The following is a 19107-nucleotide window of genomic DNA, read 5'->3' on the forward strand; positions in this document are numbered from 1 at the left end:
TTACAAATCAAAAGATAACTTTTTCGTAACGATTTGTAAATATAAATAAAAGGGATTTGTACACCCATAGTGATCCCCCACACTCGGAATATGGGGCAAATATTCTTATTTGTTAAACAAATAGGGAAAACCGCATGGGAATAAGGGTATCCTGCAAAAAAAGAAGGCTCGCCAATCGGCGAGCCTTCGCTCATTTCAAACTCTAACTTTTGAAATTAGAAGCTGAATACGGTTTCGAGGCCGAAGCGCAGAGCGGTGTCGTCTTCGTTGTCCTGCATTGCGATGTCAACCATACCGAACGCTGTGATTTCGAGGTTTTCGACCGGGCTGATGTAGAAGCGGCCACCGACATCGAGAGTCGCTTCATCTTCTTTGTCGTCGTCGAGGGTATGCGTGTGATATTCAACCGGGATACCGATCTTGATGAATTCAGCAAATTTGAATGCCGGTTCGCCATAGAGGAAAAAATATTCCTGGAAGTCCTTTTCTGCTTCGATGTGGCCGTCTTCAGCTTCGTCGATGAAGGCATAGAAGGCGGTGGTCTTGATATTGAACATGCCAATTTCGAAGGTCGGTTCGGCCAAGATCGTGTGAGCAGTGGAGGTCATGTCCACATTCTTCTTAACGTCGCCGTCGTCGGCGAGGTAGTCGGCATGGAAGCCGTAAACAGCGCGGAAGCCGAAGCCGCCGATGTTCAAGCCGGCGTCAACACCAGCGTGGAGTTCGTTGTGCTGAGTGGACTGGAAGCTCTTATAGTTGACATACGGACGGAGGTGCTGACCGGCGTAGTCGAATTCGTAAGCTGCGTGAACGCTGTAGTTTTTGCCTTCGCCGTTAGCGCAGAGAGGGTTTTCTTTCTCGCCGTCATCGGCGCAGATGGAGTAGGTGTCATTATCGCCTCGACCGAAGCCCAAACCGAGTTGGAGACCAGCAAGGTCAACTTCGAGACCGCGAATGTCACGTTCGGTCATGCCAGCGGCGTCATCAGTCGGATCATCATAACCGTAGTAAGCCTGGAATGCACCTTCCGAGAAGGTGAGGTCTCCAAGCTTCACCGCGAAGAAGTTGGCTGGCTTGTACTGGATGAATGCGCCATTGTAGATGGAAGCCGGAGAGGTGGTTTCACCGTCCGCTTCAAGACCCACAAATGCAGACCACTTTTCGTTGAACTGAACGTCGACGTTCAGATCGAAGGTAGAAGCATAGGAATGTTCGAGGTCGTCGTCATTGATGACGTCGCCCGTGTAAATATCAAATTCAGCCATGCCGGAGAACTTCACTTCCATCTTTGCTTTGGAAGTGCCTTCGTTCATGCTAGCCTTGAGAATGTCGAGAGCGCTGCCGGCAGCGGCAGAAACTTCGCCCTTTTCTTCAGACTTGTTATCGGCTTTCTTGGCTTCTTCGGCCTTCTTGGCTTCTTCAGTCTTCTTGGCTTCTTCGGCCTTCTTGGCTTCTTCGGCCTTCTTGGCTTCTTCGGCCTTCTTGGCTTCTTCGGCCTTCATGGCTTCTTCGGCCTTCTTGGCTTCTTCGGCCTTCTTGGCTTCTTCGGCCTTCTTGGCTTCTTCAGCCTTCATGGCTTCTTCGGCCTTCTTGGCTTCTTCGGCCTTCTTGGCTTCTTCGGCCTTCTTGGCTTCTTCGGCCTTCTTGGCTTCTTCGGCCTTCATGGCTTCTTCAGCCTTCTTGGCTTCTTCGGCGGCCTTCACGGAATCCGCAACCGGAGCGTCAGCTTCTGCCTTCGGGGCTTCTGCGGTCTGTTCTGTTGCAGGGGCAGCAACCGGAGCAGCTTGAGCAAAGGCGCCGGCGGCAACGAGGCCGAGGACCAATGCGGATGTATAAATTTTGTTCATTCTAAACTCCTATGGTAGCTAAGGTTTATGATTTATTGTATGTTGCAATGAAATGTAGTATTTTCACAAAAAGTTTTACGGTCTAAATCAAGTTCCTTCCATTTTACTTGCGTTTTTGTAATTTAAAGCGTATTTAAGATGAGTGTCCGCAATGATAGCCGGGAGTTTATATTTATGGGCATGAATACTTTCCTTGAATTAGCTCAGAAGCGATACAGTTGCCGCATTTTTATTGAAAAAACGGTTGAAGCCGAAAAATTACAGCTGGTTTTGGAAGCAGGCCGCATTGCGCCGACAGCGACCAACGCTCAGCCGGTCCGAGTCTTCGTTCTCAAGTCCGAGTCCGCCCTCTCGAAGATCCGCAAAGCAACCCCAATGGCTTACAATGCTCCGGTCGTCCTCATGGTCTGCTACGACTCGTCGATCAGCTACAGAGCAAGCAAGTACAACGATCCGCACGACAGCGGCTACGAAGATGGCAGCATCGTGACGACACACATGATGCTCGAAGCCAAAGACCTGGGACTTGATACGCTTTGGGCCCGCGGTTTTAACGCTCAAGACATCGAAAAGGCATTCGACCTTCCTCCGCAGATGAAGCTCGTTTGCCTGTTGGATGTCGGATACGCAGATCCGGAACGTGGCAATCCTAGCCCGCGTCACAGCCAGCGCATTCCGATGGAGGAATTCTCGCAGGAACTTTGATGCCGTTGAATCCAAGCCTAATGAAAGACGTCGAAAAACATCCGCTCAAACCTTTTTTGCCGAAGAATGCCAAGCTTTTGATGCTTGGCAGTTTTCCGCCTCCGCAAAAACGTTGGTGCATGCACTTTTACTATCCGAATTTCATCAACGATATGTGGCGCATTTTGGGGAAGGTTTTTTTTGATGACAGGGATTACTTTGTACTTAAAGAAAAGAAGTCGTTTGACAAAGAAAAGATCATCGACTTTTTGAATACGGCAGGGATTGGAATCTATGATACCGCGATAGAAGTCCGACGCTTAAAGGGGAACGCCTCGGACGCTTTTCTCGAAGTGGTGAAGCCGACCGATGTGAAGGGAATGCTGACAAAACTTTCACAGTGTAAGGCCGTGGTGACGACAGGAACGCTCGCGACAAAGACTTTGTGCGAAATGCTTGGTGCAGAAGAACCTGATGTCGGCGGAAGAAGCCCGTTCAGGCTCGGAAATCGCGAGCTTTTTTTGTACCGCACCCCGAGTTCCAGCCGCGCGTATCCGCTTGCCTTTGAGAAGAAAGTGGAAGCCTACAGGAAGATGTTTTCTGAACTTGGAATGGGACTTTCAAATATGAATTAACCATTCTGCAGTAAAGCTTCCTTTCTGATTTTCTGATCATTGTCCATGGTTTATTGTTTAGAATTGGAAATAGATAAACGGTGGGGAGTCTGCGCTCGAGAACTGGTAGATTACAAAGCACGCGACGACGGCAAAGGCGATCATAGCCCAAACCGGCAGGTGGCAAAAGACCATTCTGTACCAACGCTTGAAATGATTCGGTAACCAGTGAATGGCCATGCCGAGCAAGAACACAAGAATTATCGAAAGATGCGCAAAAGCCTGCTGCGGTACAATCGAAAGATCCCACGGGCTTCCGATCTGGTGAATCATATTGCGAGCGGTTTCCCAGGCGACTTCGTTTGCTTCTGCAGGGTCCAAATTGGAGCCGGCGCGGAAGAAAAGACGCGTAGATGTAATGAACACGAACGTGAGCAGTACATTCCATGCATAACGGAGCTTAGGCAAAGATCTGGTCGCGAAAAGATTGTAAATCATGTTCGCATAAATGCCAAAGAAAATCACGCCGCACCAGACAGCCGCAATGCCAAAGGCAGGTTCAAAGTGATATTTGCAAGCGATGATCGCCGCCGCGGTAATCACGAACATCAAAATGGCGCGGACTTCAATCTTTTGCTTGCTCCACTGCGTGTTTGCAATCATGCCAAGACCATTTAAGCCGCCCCAAATAATAAAGTTCCAACTCGCACCGTGCCAAAGACCGCCCATAAGCTGCGTAATCATCGCATTCATGTGCTTCGAAATCGTTTTGCGGGAATCCGGCTTAAAGTAAGCCCAAAGCCCCAAGGACAGGTACAGTACACCGAGTGCCGACGCCACCCAAACACTTCCCGACAGCATAATCGCAATCGCCGAAATTACCGCAGTCCAGAAGAACGTGCCGAATCCCGATCCGCGGTTACCGCCGAGAGGAATGTAAATGTAGTCGCGGAGCCAGCGGGAAAGCGACATGTGCCAACGGTGCCAGAATTCCGCCGGCTTGTCTGCCTTGTATGGGGAATTAAAGTTTTGCGGCAGGTGGAATCCCATAAGCAGCGCCACACCCGTCGCAATGTCCGTGTAACCGGAGAAGTCGGCGTACACCTGCAACGAATAGGCGAAGAGCGCGAGGAAGTTTTCAAAGCCTGTAAAGAGGAGCGGTGTTTCAAAAACGCGGTCCACGAACTGGGTCGCCAAAAAGTCGCTCATGATAATTTTTTTTGCAAGGCCGTTCAAAATCCAGAACATGGCCATGCCGAATTCATGATGCGAAAGGAAGAATTTGCGGTGCAGCTGCGGAATGAATTTGTCGGCACGGATGATTGGGCCGGCCACAAGCTGTGGGAAGAACGTTAAGTAAAAACCAAAATCAAAAAGGTTCGTGATAGCGGGAACGCTTTTTTTGTAAACGTCCACGCAATAGCTGATCGCTTGGAACGTGAAGAACGAAATGCCCACCGGGAGAATAATCTGGTCCACGAGGGATTGCGTTTTGAAAATGGAATTGCTCGCCGCGGCAAAGAAGTTGTAAACCTTTAGGTTAATGCCGAACAGCTGATGCAAAACATCGAGAAAAAAGTAGGCGTACTTAAAGTATCCGAGCGTTAAAAGATCAATGACGACAAGCGAAACGAGAAGAGCTATCTTGCGCTTGCTCTGCTCCATTTTGTACAACAGGCGTCCGCCGAAAAAATTGACGACAACGCAAAATACAAGCAGAACGAGATAGCTTCCGCTGGTTTTATAATAGAAGAAAAGACTTGCAAAGAAAAGGAACGCATTCCGCAGCATCACCTTGCTGTGTAAAAAAGTGAACAGCGCAAAGATGACCGCGAAGAACGCCCAAAAATAGAACTGCGTAAAGATCAGCGGCTTCGACGGGTCAAATAGGAAAATGCTTTGAAGAAGGCTCGTGATATCGGTCATTTTTTTGCCTTCCGTTTAGGGGATTTTTTAGCCGGTTGAGTCGTCAGATTTTTCGCAGGCAAATTCTTCGGTATCACGGTCACCTTGGGTGCTTCCGGGCGAAGAACTTCTTGCAGGGCGTCGTAAAAGAGATCGCCTAATAGTTCATAGCCTGCATTCTTAAAATGGACGTGATCTTTTTTCGCATAATCGGCGATGTACCACTTTTCCATCGATTTGAATCCACCCATTACCCCAAACATGTCCCAGAAGCCGCCCTTGTATTTTTTGGCGAGCTGTTTGCACGCTTCGACGACGAGAAGACCGTTCAAATTCGGCTTGTTCGTCTTTGTGTAAAAGTTGTCGTTGTTTGACATAAAGAGGAATGCCGCTTTGGGAGAAACCTTTCGAATGCGGCTAATCAATGTGTCGTACCGCGCCTTGAAAAGTTCCGGGTCAAAGTTCTCGACATTTGCATCGTTCACGCCGATGGCGAAAATCACAAGGTCCGGGCGTGAAAAGAGCAGGTCGTTTTCAAAATGTTCAAGCGAAAGATACGCTTCGAGGTCTGCGCCGTTCACCCCGATCGAATTGTACGTGAGCCCTGGAACGGTATCCGAAAGCAGAATCCCGGTGAGCGTAAAGGCTGGCTGCGTCTTCAAGAAGCTCGTGTCTGCAAAGAGCGAATCCTGACCGAGGGAATCGAGCGTCGACAGTGTATCGCGCAGCTTTTTTTCGGCGAGGGAATCTTTCCAGGGGAATGTGAGAATTAAAGAATCCGCGCGGCGGGGAAGCGTGAATGCGTAGCTGTTCGACAGCGTATCGTGCTTTCCGAAGTAATGCGTGCCGTTCGAATCGAGCTGTAAAACCGGTTCAATGGAATCGTTCGAAGTTCCAAAGACGCGGACATGGGTAAAGTACCAGAATTTTTGATCCGGTATGCGGCTGTCGAGCACGATGCGCACTTCGGCGTCGGGGTCGATTGTGGTGATTTCAAAGCCCATCGCTCCGAGTTTGACTTTGCGCTCCTTGTAAACGCTGCGGAGCCATTTGAAGTGGCCCTTGCGGCGCGAGGCGTAGCTTACGGGCGTGTTGGTGCGCGCCGCCGTGTACGGAAAAACAAAACCTCTGCTGGCTGCGGGGAGTTTTAGGTCTTGAAGCAAATGGACGCGGACTCGGTTCGAAATCACATCCGCCTGAATGTGGGATCCGCCCAGATGTAAAATATTGATGTTTCCCTTTCCTGTATAAACGAGCGAGTCGAGCTTGCGCAAGAAAGGAACATAGGAAATATTCCCACCCGGGAATTCGATGTGATTCTTGGACGTGTCAATCGGCAGATTCACCGTTGGAATCGTGTCTGCAAAAAGAGACGCGCTCAGAGCGAGAAGGCAGAGAAGCGCGCGGATCATCATTCGGCAGCTCCAAAGTCGTCATCTTCCGGAGCGTCTTCGATCGGCGTCAAAACGAGTGTGTCGTTTTGCTTGACCAGGGTGTCGCTTTTTTTGATGAGCGTGTCGGCTTCATTTTTAGAGCTGTCGGCAAAGGCGTGGATTTCGTTCAGCTTGCTCGAATCGATTCCGTGCTTTTCGCGGAACAGGTAATAGTCGTAGTGCAACTTGAGAGCGTTGTACAAGAGGTTGCCCATGTGAGAGGCACCGTTCCGTGTAAAGTGAATGTAGTCCGGACCGCCGAGCTTTTGCTTGACCCACGAAATCATCGCATTGTGGCTTCCCATGACGCGGTACATGTCCCAATAGGCGCAGCCGTTTCGCAGAGCGATTTCGCGGATCTTATCGATCGTCATCGTGAGAGCGGGGAAGCTCGTCCACTCGCCGTTGATTTTTTTTGACATGTCCGCAGGGCCGATGAAGAGAATGTCGGCATCCGGTGCAACGGCCTGGAGAGCCTTGATCTGCTTTTCGAGAACGCGTTCGACCCAGTCGAGGTTCGACTTGTTGACGCTCGGTACAAGGTTTCCACCGTATTCCATGATGATGAGCTTAGCGTTCATCGCTTCGAGGGACGCGCCTAAAAGTTCACCGTTCATCTTGGTGAAGATGGTGCCCGAGCTGCCGCGCATGGCGACGTTATCAACGGCGACACCGCTTTCACCGTCTAATGAAATCGTGTACAGGTCCGCGTTTCCGCGCACGGTCAGGTTCACCGATTCCGTCACATGCTGAAGGTCCCACGTGTAAACGGAAAGCCCGGGGAACGTTTCCACGGCCGGTTCGAGCGCAAGGAACTTTTGGGAACGTTCTTTGTACTCATCGGGCAAGGAATCTTGGCGGATCGTGTCGATGACGGTTGCACTATAGATGAGTTTGGTTTTGAGGTTTGCCTTGTTCGCGAGCAAGCGGACCTTTTGGAATTTTCCGGCGAGCGGATAACCCTTTTGATGCAAGCTCTTTTTAAAGGTGAACGTGGCAGAGCCCCGCAGTTCCGTGACCTGGGCTAGCGGGCCGTATTTGTTGTGGCGTGCGTGTTCTTCGACAGGCCCAAAAATGCGGTGACGGGAAAGGTTCCCGATGCTGTGACTGTTCAGAACGTAAGAAGGGATGTCCGCGAGGGGAGAAACCATGCCGGGGCCTGAACCGCCCCAAAGAGCCTGCAAAGGTTCGCGGACAGCCGCCGTGATGCGGTCACCTTCGAGTTGCGAATCTCCGTAGTGCACAATGTGAATGACCTTGCCCGAATCCTTCGCTTCTTGGAGACGCTTAAAGAAACGGTCAAACCAGGATGGGTCGTTGGCGGGGAAGTCAAAGCGTGTCGGCCCTTGGCGGAAGAACTCTTCGTAAAAGTTCAGGGAGTCCGCGTATTTGGTGAATTCCCGTGCGCGCGTTTCGGCGAGCATTTTGCGAATCTGTTCTTCGGGGTCGATTTGGGCTGTATCCGTTTTATCCGATCGGAATTCTTGAAGGGCTTCAAGAATCGAAGGAAAGCGGAGTGTAGAGTTACCGATTTGAACGCCGTCCCTCGGAAAAACGAGAGACAGCAGGCCTAGTAACAGGAAAACGGCGGCTATCGAGAGGAACGTGCGACGAGGCGACATTCGACTTTAAGCCTTGATTTGGGCGATCTCTTCGAGAGAGCCTGCGCCTGGAGTTCCTGTGGTAAGGATCTTGTATTCGAAGCCGCCAGCCGGAGCCTTGTCGCCGTCCACATAGACGACTATCTTGGCGCCCTGGGCGTTCGCCTGTTCCATCTGTTTGCCGAGCTTTGCCGGTGCGAGCGGATGGCTCACGTTGAAGCCACGGCTGCGCAGTTCACTTGCGACCTGGAAAACCTTGTCCATGTCGTTTGCGAAGCTTGCGACAAAGAAGTCAAGAGACTGCTTGGAAGACGGCAAAAGCCCGCGTTCTTCGAGGAGATTTGCAAGTACGACATCACCCATGCCAAAGCCCACGCCTGGAACCTTCTGGCCGCCGAGCTTTTCGGTGAGGCTGTCGTAACGTCCACCGCCTGCAATCGCGCGCATGGATTTGCCCTTGTCGTAAACTTCAAAGACAATGCCCGTGTAATAGGCGAGACCGCGCACAATCGAAAGGTCGAGCGCTACGGATTCTGCAACGCCAGCGGCTTCAAGAGTCTTGAACAGATGACGGATTTCGTCGAGGGCTGCCTTCGATTCTTCGCTCGAAATCTTGGATGCGACTTCGTCGATGCCCTTGGAATCCATGAAGTCGTCGAGTTTTTTCGTCTGTTCCGCAGAAAGACCTGCAGCGGCGAGTTCCGCATAAAAATCGTCCTTGCCGATCTTCAAACGGCGGTCGAGAACCGGGTAAACCTTGGAAGTGTCGGCAACGCCGATTTCAGCGAGAAAGACGTTCAAAAGTTTGCGGCTCGAAACGCCAATGCAGAAGTCGTCAGCCTTGAGACCGAAGTCCTTGAGCATGGATGCGATTGCGGAAAGAAGGTCCGCTTCGGCGTAAATGCTTTCCGTTCCGATGATGTCCAGGTTCAACTGAAAGAATTCGCGGAGACGGCCCTTCTGCGCCTTTTCGTAGCGGAAGAGTCTCGGGAGGCTGAACCACTTGAACGGTTTGCGGAGGGAGTTGCCTTTTTGAATCACGAGGCGGGCGAGCGTCGGCGTCATTTCCGGGCGGAGTGCAATGTGGCGGTCGCCTTTGTCCATGAAGTCGTAAAGCTGGCTTACGATTTCGTCACCGGATTTGCCGGTGTAAAGTTCGAGATGTTCGAACATCGGGCCTTCGTATTCTTCGTATCCGAAACGGAGAGCCGCCTTGCGCCAGGTGTCAAAGATGTAGTTCTGAATCCGCATGGATTCCGGATAAAAATCACGGGTTCCCTTTGGCAGGGGAGGAGTTTGCATTTTAGAGTTACTCATACGCCCGCAAAGGTAGTAAAATGGGCTCCAAAAACGCTTATAATTTTCTATCTTTTGGGTCAAATGACGGGACAATCTAAACCAGAAATTTTGCTTGTGAACGATGACGGATTTGAAAGTCCGTTTCTCGTGCACTTGGCGACAGCCCTTTCGGAACTGGCAAACGTCCATGTTGTCGCTCCTGCGACGGAACAGAGCGGTGTTTCGCATTCGTTTCAGGGCTTTCACGGTCATGAGCTGAAAAAGGTTCCTGGCGATTTTCCGTTTGAATTCCACACGCTCACAGGCACGCCTTCGGACTGTACCAAGTTCGCTCTCACGTACCTGTACCGCGATCTTCCGATCGAATGCGTCTTTTCGGGCCCGAACAAGGGCGAAAATGCGGGGGTTTCTTCCCTGTATTCGGGAACGGTCGCTGGCGCCCGTGAAGCGGCGCTCTGGGGTTTTCCGAGCCTTGCGCTTTCGCTCTGCTACGATGCGACGGAAACGATGGAAAAGGAACTGCTCCGTTTTGCCGTGGAAGTCGTGGACAAAAAGCTTTATTCCCGGATTCCGGCGCATACATTCTGGAATGTGAACTTTCCGGACGAAAATCAGTCGAAGTTCAAGGGCTTTAAGGCGGCGGGTCAGGGCATTTCCATGTTCACCGACCATTATGAACTGAAAGATGGCAGGTATTATCTTTCGGGAGCGAAGGTTCCGGAACGTTTTGCGGTGAATTCGGACGATTTGCTCCTTTCGCAGGGCTATGCGACTATCTCCCCGATGACTATCGACCAGACTCTCCAAAGCGGGCTCGTTCCAGTACAGCAGGTCGTCAACAAGTTTTTTATTCGATAAACAACTAAGGAAAATAAATGGCTGAAGATAACATCAAATTAACCCCGGGCACACATTACGAGTCCCTCATCGAACGGGATATGCAGGACTGCTATCTGCGTTACTCGATGAGCGTGATTGTGGCTCGCGCTCTCCCGGACGTGCGTGACGGTATGAAACCCGTTCACCGCCGCGTTCTGTACGCGATGCACAAGCTCGGTCTGACATCGGACAAGGCGACGATGAAGTCGGCTCGTATCGTGGGTGAAGTCATCGGTAAATACCATCCGCATGGCGATGCTGCTGCTTACGATACGCTTGTTCGTATGGCTCAGGACTTCTCGCTCCGCTATCCTCTCGTCCGCGGCCAGGGTAACTTCGGTTCCGTCGACGGCGACAGCGCAGCTGCAATGCGTTATACGGAAGCCAAGATGAGCCGTTTTGGCGAAATGATGCTCGAAGACCTCGAAAAGGAAACGGTCGATATGGGCAAGAACTACGATGAAACTCTCGATGAGCCTCTCGTACTTCCTGCTGCATTCCCGAACCTTCTCGTGAACGGTTCCTCGGGTATTGCCGTCGGTATGGCGACGAACATTCCGCCGCACAACCTGGGTGAAGTCGTTCAGGCAATCCACGCCTACTGTGCAAACAATGATATCACTGGTGAAGAACTTTTGAATTACGTGGCAGGCCCGGACTTCCCGACAGGTGGAATCATCTGCGGTAAGGCTGGCATCCGTGAAGCTTATCTCACGGGCCACGGCAAGATCCGCGTGCGTGCCCGCGTCGATATCGAAAAGGATGCGAAGGGACGTGAACGTTTAATCATCAGCGAAATCCCGTACATGGTGAACAAGGCGATGCTCGTGAAGAACATGGCCGACCTTGTCCGCGACAAGAGAATCGACGGTATCAGCGATATCCGCGATGAATCTGACCGTGACGGTATGCGTGTTGTCGTCGATATCAAGCGCGATTTCCAGGGCGATATTGTTCTGAACAATTTGTACAAGTACACGCAGCTCCAGGATACGTTCAGCATCTACAACCTAGCTCTCGTGAACCGCACGCAGCCGACGCTCCTTACTCTCAAGGACATGATTCGCCACTATGTGGATCACCGCTTGGAAGTGGTTTTGCGCCGCACCCAGTTTGAACTCCGCAAGGCTCAGGCCCGTATGCACATTTTGGAAGCGCTTCGCATCGCTTGCAACAATGTGGACGAAGTCGTCGCCATCATCCGCGGATCGAACAGCACTGACGAAGCGAAGCAGAAACTCTGCGCCCGCTTCTCGTTCGACGACATTCAGGCTCAGGCCATCGTGGATATGCAGCTCAAGCGTCTCACCGGCCTCGAAATCGAAAAACTCGAAGCCGAATACCATCAGCTTGTGGAAACGGTCAAGGACTTGGAAGACATCATCGCTCGCAAGGAGCGTCGTGTTCAGATCGTTCTCGATTCCCTCGATGCGATTTCAGCGAAGTACGGTGACAAGCGTCGTACCTCGATCGAGGCAGCCGTCGCCGATTACGATTCCGAAGATTTGATCCCGGAAGAAGAACAGGTGATTACGCTCAGCCGCGAAGGTTACATTAAGCGCCTTCCGATCGATACGTTCAAGGCTCAGAACCGCGGCGGTAAGGGCATTATCGGTGCAGGCCTCAAGGATCAGGATAACATCCAGTCGATCTTTACGTCGAGCACGCACAGCTTCCTGCTTGTGTTTACGAACAAGGGCCGTGCTTACTGGACAAAGGTTTACCATCTGCCGGAAGGTACTCGCAACGGTAAGGGCCGTCCGATTGTGAACTTTGTAAACCTCTCGAACGGCGAAAAGGTTTCGGCGATTGTGCCGGTGCGCAAGTTCGGCGGTTACAACTGCCTCATGTTCGTCACCAAGAACGGTGTCGTGAACAAGATGGACTTGAAGCTCTTTGCAAACCCGCGTCGTTCCGGAGTGAATGCGATTACTCTCGATGAAGATGACGAACTCGTAAAGGTCGTTCTCGTCGGTGTAACCGCGGAACAGATGGAAGCTGCGGCCCGTGGCGAAGAAGTCGAAGTCGAAACCGCAGAAAATGCAGAAGCTCCGGAAACGGAAGAAACAGACGTCGATGGCTCCGACGAACCGGTCGACAGCTCGAATATGGCGAAGGACTTGATGATGATCGCGACAAAGAAGGGTCAGGCTTTGACCTTCCCGATTACCGGTCTCCGCACGATGGGACGTGGCACTCACGGTGTCCGCGGAATCCGTCTTGCCGAAGGCGATGAAGTCATTGGCATGTTCTGGCTCAAGAGCGATCGCAAGGTTTTGACCGTGAGCGAAAACGGTTATGCCAAGCGTTCCGAACCGGCTGCTTACCGTATTACGCGCCGTGGCGGTAAGGGCGTTCGCAACTTGAACATTACCGATAAGACGGGTGAAGTTGTCTATGTGGACAGCGTCGTCGACGATTACGATTTGATCATCACCAGCCGCGAAGGCCAGGTAATCCGTATCCCGGTCGACAGTATCCGTTTGACGGGTCGTGTTTCCCAGGGCGTAAAGGCGATTACGCTCGCCGAAAAGGATAAGGTCCAGGACGCAACCGCTCTGCCGAGCGATGACGATTTGGAACAGGAAAGTATCGAAGGCCAGTCCGAAGCGGCTGAAACCGAAGGTACACTCCCGGAAGAACCTTCCGAAGAATCTGAAGCTCAGGAAAACTCCGAAGCCCAGAACAATTCGGAAGACGCTCCGCAGAACTAATCCTTTTGAAAAGCTCAGGAAAAAGCTCGCAGCGATGCGGGCTTTTTTCGTTGTAGGGGAATTTTGGTTGAGAACGAAAGGCTTTGCTGCGAAAAATTTGCCGGCGTTGCAGTGAGCTGTTGTAAAATTTGACAACGGCAATTTCTGCACAAATATCCTTTTGAAAATCGCCCAATTTATTTTATTCCAAAATGGAATCACAAAGGGGTCTTATGAAAAAGAATCTTGGTTTTGGAATGGTTGCGGGCATTGCTCTCGCCTTTGGGCTTTCAAACAGTTTCGCTGCGGATGCGTGCACAGATGCAATGGGGCATTCGGGAAACGGAACCACGGTCACGAAGAACCAAACGGGATCGATCAGCGATAGCCCTTGGGGGTATGAACTCTGGGCGGATGGCGGTTCCAATTCGATGACCTATTATCCAAATGGAACGTTTTCGGCAGAATGGTCGAATAGTAACGACTTTTTGGCACGTGTGGGTTACCGCTATGGCGATAACGGGGAGGGCGTCGATCACAAGACGAAACATTACACGGTAGATTATAAATATACGAAGAATGGACACGGTTCTTACGGCTACATCGGCGTGTACGGCTGGACGGTGAATCCAGAGGTTGAATATTATATTGTTGACGACTGGTACAGTCAGCCGAATGAAAATTATATCGGTGCAAAGTTCGGTGAAATTACGGTAGACGGTGAGACATATACGATTCACGCTTTCCTTCGCCAGCAAGAACCTTCCAAATCGGGAACGTCGACTTTTTTGCAAATCTTCAGTGTCCGTAAAACGCCACGTCAATGCGGTCACATCGACATCTCGGCGCATTTCAACAAGTGGGATGAACTCTTCACCGGTCAAAAGGCAACTTTGAAAGGCTCGAAGGGCGGTGGATCGACGACTCTCAAGTTTGGTCGCGTAACCGAAGTGATGCTCATGAATGAAGCCGGCGGAAATTCAAGCGGAACCGTGGACTATACGTATTTTAATATGAGCGATAACGGTCAAGGCTCTGTAGTTCAAGAACCGGATCCGATCACGCGCGCCCCGTTCGGCGGAACCGCCATCGCCATCCCGGGTACGATAGAGGCCGAAAACTTTGACAACGGAAACGAAGGAGATTCTTACGGTGGAACGAACACGCCAGCCGATGCCGAATACGATGCCGAATACCGCGGCTCGGATTATTCCGTAGCCATTGTGGATGGAGGAACAGGAAAGGCTGTGGGCTATACCGCCGCAGGTGAATGGCTTGAATACGCCGTGAATGTTGCACAGGCGGGCGAATATAATATTCAGGCTTCGGTCTCGAACGGTTCCGGGGCTGGCAGCATAAAGCTTTCCATCGACGGAACGGAAATCGGATCGCTCCCGTTCACTGGAACTTCGAACGATTGGAACACATACGAAACCACAACAGGAAGCGCCACGCTCCAAGCAGGCGAGCATGTTCTCCGCATCACCATTGAAGATGCGAATACAAACGTGGACTATGTTTCGTTCAGCTCGGTTGGTTCAACAGCCCTGTCGGATCGCATCCATTTGAACGTCTCTTCCGCAAACTATGCCGTCTTCGACTTGCAAGGGCGCTCCCTTGGGCACGTCAAGGTTCCTGCCGGGGCTAACATTTCGGAAATCCTTTCCGCCCAGTTTAAAAGCGCTGGAGTCTACATGGTGAAGCAGGGAAGTCGTCTGCAAAAGATTCGCATTTCCCATTAAAACAAGAACCTCTCTAAAACGAAAAACGCCCGCTTTTCCGCGAGCGTTTTTTTACCCCTCTGCCCCCCTGAAAATCCGAAGGCCTCCCAGGAACCATCCGCGGAGGCCTTTCATGTAATTGACGTGAAAAGTGGACACTCAAGCAATAATTCGCAGGGAATCGAAGAACGCGGTGAAGGACCGACTGAGGACCTATGGCGTAGGGCTTCTGCCTGTGGAGCTCGTATTCATTCTTTCGAGCCTTTAGAACATTTCCGTGTGTAAAAAAGGCCCCCGCTAAAGCGGGAGCCTTCTTGAATTCATGCGAACTCGCGATTATTCGATCGTGATGAGCGTAATGGTGCGCTTGCCGACCTTGATCGGCTTAGACACGTCAACACCCTTCTTGGCCTTCTTGGACGGATCGTTTGCCCAACCTTCCTTGAGCTTTTCGGAGCTCTTGTCAAGAGTCTGGACCGTAGCCTTGCCCTTGAAGCCCGGAATGTTCAGGTTGAGTTCGTAATCGCTGTACGGGCTCTTGTTGATCACGAGGAGCGACTTCTTCTTGCCGTTTTCGGTGTAGTAAGTCGTGATGAGCGATTCCTTGTCACCGGTGATTTCGGTCTTCAGAAGCTTGCCGCGGAGAGCGTCGGAAGCCATCTGGAATGCCCAGTAGCTCGGACGCGGGCAGTTCATGCATTCTTCTGCAGAACGGGTCAGGTAACCGTAGTCACCGCCTTCCGGAGTGATATCGTTGTGGATATCCCAGTACTGTGCGTTGTCCACATTTTCAGTGGCGAGCATAGCGAGGTAGTCAGCAACGAACAGACCGTTTTCGAGAGCGATGGTCTGCGGACCCGGGTTGAAGTCCACGGAGTTCCATTCGGTGAGCCAGAGTTCGATCTTTTTGTCCTTCTTGAAGTGGCTTGTCCACTTGTCCACAACCTTATGGAGACGGCTGTAGATCGGAACGAGGTCCTGTGGAGCAGAGAGCATGGCGAAGTCGTTTTCTTCACCGAAGTGCTGCGGATAGTGGTGAACAATGAGACCGTCGGCAATGTCGCCGGTTTCCTTGAGCACGTTGTCGTTCCACTGGCCATCGAGCACGCCGAGGACAGCGACCTTGATCGTCGGGTCAACCTTCTTCATGGCTTCGATGAACTTACGGGCGCGCTTACCATAAATGGTACCGCCGTCCTTACCGTACTTTTCGTAATACGGGTGCCAGTTACCATAGACTTCGTTACCGATTTCCCAGTAAACGATGCCGGCCTTCTTGTCGATGTTCGTGTGCTTCACCCAAGCAGCAGCTTCTTCTTCTGTGCCGGAACCGAAGTTCACCGTGAACATGGCGTTGGAACCGGTCTTCTTGAGCCAGGCGAGGAATTCGTCGGTATCGACCATCCAGTCCTTATTGTCAAGAATTTCCTTCCAGTGGTCGTCATCAGCGCGGAGACCACCCGGGTAACGGATGATGCCGTGGTTGATGCGCTTAGCATATTCTGCAGTCTGGACCTTGAACTTCTTGTTGTCGAGCATGTCGCCGTCCCAGAGGGCTGCGTTGATGCCGAAGAGGCCGCCGGAGATGTTCGGGTTGAGCACTTCGTTCGTGCCCTTCACGTTCACCTTCACGAGAGCCGGACGTTCGGCCTGCTTCACTTCCTTCAGGTTCGTGAGCTTGATGTTATCGATTTCGAAGGAACCGTTAGAACCTTCTCCACCCGGTTTGAAGTCGAGGGAAACGACGCCCTTGAGGTCGAACTGGCCGTTTTCCTTTGCGTTAGGCGGCTGATAGTACGGGAACTTGGAGAAGTTGCGGAACGGAACGATCACCGTGGTGCGACCGCGAGGTACACCGGTGTTTGCTACGAAAAGTTCGTTGCCTGCGTCACCGATCTGGACTGTGATGGATTGCCATGCACGTTCCGAGTAAACGTCGAACATGATGCCCCAGTGCTGAGTCCAGTCGCGGAGCTTTGCACCGTGGTTGGCCGGGTTCTTGGTGAAGTCGAGAACGACGTCAACCCAGTCAGACATTTCGAAGTGCTTCACGTTCAAGCTGTTGCCGTCGAGTTTCGAGGACTTGTACGGCATTTCTACTTCCACCTTGGACTTCGGGCCCTTAGACGGTTCCCATTTGTCCTGTGCAAACTTGCCTTCGAAGTCGGAAATCACGAGGTCCGGAGTCTTGTTCTTCCAGTTGTCCCACTTGATATCCGGGTCAACCCAGTCGATCGTTTCTGTGAAGGTGATTTGGTCGACGAAAATCGTCACAGGAGCCGGCTTGCCCGGTTCGCCCTGGTTTTCGCCCTTGCCCACAGAGAAGCGGATTTCCTGGATTTTATTCCACTTCACGTCCTTAGCGACTTCGGCCTGCTTGTTTGCGTCCCAAGCCTTACCCTTGTCGTTGAATTTCTTGAGAGGAATCTTCACGAGCTTCCAGTCGGTGCCGACCTTGGAGCCTTCGATCCAGTCGTTTAGGCTGATCTTCGTCTGGCTCTTGATGTCGTTGCCTTGGTTGTCGAGGATACCGACGTACACCTTTTCGCCACCGAGCTTACCCTTGATCCAGAAGTAGAGACCGCCCTTGTTGCGGACCTTGGAAAGGTCAATGAACTTGCCTTCACCGAGCGAGTAGGTCACACCGGACCAGTCGTTGTTGTCGATGTACATGGCGAGCACATTCGGGTTGCCCTGGGTCTTCGAGTCAGCTTCACGCTGAGCGGTGAGACCGCCGTAAACGTAAGAGAAGCCCTTGAGCTGGTTATCATAGAATGTTCCGCCAGAAACCGGCTTGACCTTGCCGTCAAGCTTTTCCGGGTTCTTCGGACCGTCGATCACGTCGTTGTTTTCGTCCCAGTAAACAATCTTCGGCTTTGGTTTGGCCTTCTTGTTGCCCTTGACGATTTCGATATTGTCGATTAAAACTTCGAACTCGGGGTTCACGCCCTTGTCGATCGAGAAACGGACTTCTGCGATCTTGTCCCAGTCGATGCGAGCCGGGAATTCGGACTTACGGGTGTTATCCCAGTAAAGGCCACGATCCGGGAAATCGACGAGAGGAATGGAAACCTTCTTCCAGTCCTTCGTCACGACGCCGCCTTGGATGTACTTGGCCATTGGGAGCGCGACTTGAGTCTTCTTGCCATCGCCCACTTCGTCGTCGAGGAGGCCGATCTTGAGCTGCTCGCCACCGTTCTTGCCCTTGATCATGAATTCGAGCTTGGAGTCAAGGATGTACTTGCTCAAGTCGAAAAATTCGTTGTAAAGGCAGATCGAAGCGCCGGAGTAATCCGTCGGGTCGAGCTTGATGTCGAGAGCTGACTTGGACTTGTAGCCACCTTCCTTCGTGACAGTCACTGTTCCGCCCTTACCACCGTAGGTGTAGTCGAAACCACCCTGGCGATACTGGTCGTCGAACATCTTATATACGACGATGCGCGGAGGTCTCTGCGCCATCGCAGCTGTCGTCGCAAGCCCCAAGAAGAGCATGGACGAAGCTTTCAAGAATTGATGCTTCATTCGGTATTCCCTCTGTTTAGTTAGGTGTTAGTCAATTCAATTAATCGATTACTTCTTCTGTTCCTTAGCTTCTTTCAACAGCTTTTCGACGAGATCCGGGCTAAAGCGGTCTTGACGCTTGCCGTTGATATAGAAGTTCGGGGTGCCCTGGACGCCTACCTTGACACCGAGCTGGAAGTCTTCATTGATACGAGCCTGTTTGGCAGAGTCGAGAGCCATGCTCTTTTCGAACTTTGCCATGTCGAGGCCGATTTCCTTTGCGACTTTCTTAAACGTTTCTGGATTGAGTTCGCGGTTCTTGTCGGCAAGCGCATAGCGGTATTCCCAGAACTTGCCCTGTTCCTGAGCGGCCATGGTGGCGGCTGCTGCACCCGGAGCGTCCTTGTGGAAGCTGAGCGGGAAGTGCTTGAATACGAACTTGATTTCGTCCTTGTGCTTATTCATCAAGTCGTGGATCGTCGGAGCGATACGGGCGCAGTACGGGCATTGGAATTCAGAAAATTCGACGATCGTGAGGAGAGGATCCTTGGTGTTGCCGAAGACCGGGCTTGTGCCGACCGGGATGTCCCATACCTTGTTATCGGCTTCCATTTCGGCTTTCATCTGTTCAATGGAAAGACCACGCTTTTCGAGACCATACTTAAGAATTTCGAATTCTTCGTGCATGGTCTTGACTTCGGCGGCAAGACTGTCGAGCTTTGTACCCTTCGAACCGTCTGTTTTGCCACTTGCCGAAGCTTCGTTGCATGCGGAAAGGGAAATAAGCAGAGCTGCACTGAGTGCCAACGAGAAAGATTTCATGAAATGATCCTTTTTAAAATTTCGTTTTTAAAATATATAAAAGGCGGTCTGTCGGTACCCGATTTTTGAATATTCGGTTGCCGAATGAACCGTCTTAGAAAAAGAAAA

12 protein-coding genes are annotated in these 19107 nt (G+C 51.6%); 5 read left to right on the forward strand and 7 right to left on the reverse strand.

The genetic code is table 11. From position 1 onward, the window contains the following. Positions 1-215: 215 nt before the first annotated feature. A complete protein-coding gene (locus tag BGX16_RS14900) occupies positions 216-1847 on the reverse strand; it encodes a hypothetical protein (protein ID WP_198514930.1) in 1632 nt (543 codons plus the stop codon). A gap of 180 nt (positions 1848-2027) precedes the next feature. On the opposite strand from BGX16_RS14900, the gene BGX16_RS12945 reads away from it, so the two are divergent. Then, positions 2028-2552 carry a nitroreductase family protein gene (locus tag BGX16_RS12945; RefSeq protein WP_100426863.1) on the forward strand — a complete coding sequence of 175 codons (525 nt, stop codon included), beginning with the start codon at positions 2028-2030 and terminating at the stop codon, positions 2550-2552. A 20-nt stretch (positions 2553-2572) separates the two neighbouring features. Next, a complete protein-coding gene (locus tag BGX16_RS12950; protein WP_100426864.1) occupies positions 2573-3166 on the forward strand; it encodes a uracil-DNA glycosylase family protein in 594 nt (197 codons plus the stop codon). Positions 3167-3223: 57 nt separating this feature from the next. On the opposite strand, the gene BGX16_RS12955 is transcribed toward BGX16_RS12950, so the two are convergent. Genes BGX16_RS12955 through hisS form a run of 4 tightly spaced genes read right to left on the reverse strand, consistent with a single transcriptional unit; the run spans position 3224 to position 9401 of the window. Beyond that, the gene (locus BGX16_RS12955; RefSeq protein ID WP_100426422.1) at positions 3224-5071 is read right to left on the reverse strand and encodes an MBOAT family O-acyltransferase; all 1848 of its coding nucleotides are present in this window, start codon (positions 5069-5071) and stop codon (positions 3224-3226) included. Next, a complete protein-coding gene (locus tag BGX16_RS12960) occupies positions 5068-6465 on the reverse strand; it encodes a GDSL-type esterase/lipase family protein (RefSeq protein ID WP_100426423.1) in 1398 nt (465 codons plus the stop codon). Before BGX16_RS12960 ends, BGX16_RS12955 begins: the two co-directional genes overlap by 4 nt. Next, positions 6462-8105, reverse strand: coding sequence for an SGNH/GDSL hydrolase family protein (locus BGX16_RS12965; RefSeq protein ID WP_100426424.1), 1644 nt, complete (start codon positions 8103-8105; stop codon positions 6462-6464). Before BGX16_RS12965 ends, BGX16_RS12960 begins: the two co-directional genes overlap by 4 nt. Positions 8106-8111: 6 nt before the next feature. Then, entirely contained in the window at positions 8112-9401 is a 1290-nt protein-coding gene (gene hisS, locus BGX16_RS12970; RefSeq protein WP_241899561.1) for a histidine--tRNA ligase, read from the reverse strand. Between the two features lie 63 nt (positions 9402-9464). Here hisS and surE point away from each other — a divergent pair, with 63 nt between their 5' ends. The 3 genes from surE (at position 9465) to BGX16_RS12985 (ending at position 14697) form a co-directional block, all read left to right on the forward strand. Then, positions 9465-10241, forward strand: a complete 777-nt coding sequence (gene surE / locus BGX16_RS12975; RefSeq protein ID WP_100426426.1) for a 5'/3'-nucleotidase SurE — start codon at positions 9465-9467, stop codon at positions 10239-10241. A gap of 17 nt (positions 10242-10258) precedes the next feature. Continuing rightward, positions 10259-12976, forward strand: coding sequence for a DNA gyrase subunit A (gyrA, locus tag BGX16_RS12980; protein WP_100426427.1), 2718 nt, complete (start codon positions 10259-10261; stop codon positions 12974-12976). A 212-nt stretch (positions 12977-13188) separates the two neighbouring features. Further along, positions 13189-14697 (forward strand): glycoside hydrolase family 11 protein, encoded by a 1509-nt coding sequence (locus BGX16_RS12985; protein WP_198514931.1) that lies wholly within the window; start codon positions 13189-13191, stop codon positions 14695-14697. Between the two features lie 315 nt (positions 14698-15012). Here BGX16_RS12985 and BGX16_RS12990 read toward each other — a convergent pair whose 3' ends face one another. Both BGX16_RS12990 and BGX16_RS12995 read right to left on the reverse strand, forming a co-directional pair. Then, a complete protein-coding gene (locus tag BGX16_RS12990; RefSeq protein WP_100426429.1) occupies positions 15013-18198 on the reverse strand; it encodes a carbohydrate binding domain-containing protein in 3186 nt (1061 codons plus the stop codon). Between the two features lie 48 nt (positions 18199-18246). Beyond that, positions 18247-18999: a DsbA family protein gene (locus tag BGX16_RS12995; protein ID WP_100426430.1), complete on the reverse strand. Its 753-nt coding sequence runs from the start codon at positions 18997-18999 to the stop codon at positions 18247-18249. Positions 19000-19107: the final 108 nt, after the last annotated feature.

Origin of the sequence: Hallerella succinigenes, assembly GCF_002797675.1 — a bacterium.
GTDB lineage: Bacteria > Fibrobacterota > Fibrobacteria > Fibrobacterales > Fibrobacteraceae > Hallerella > Hallerella succinigenes.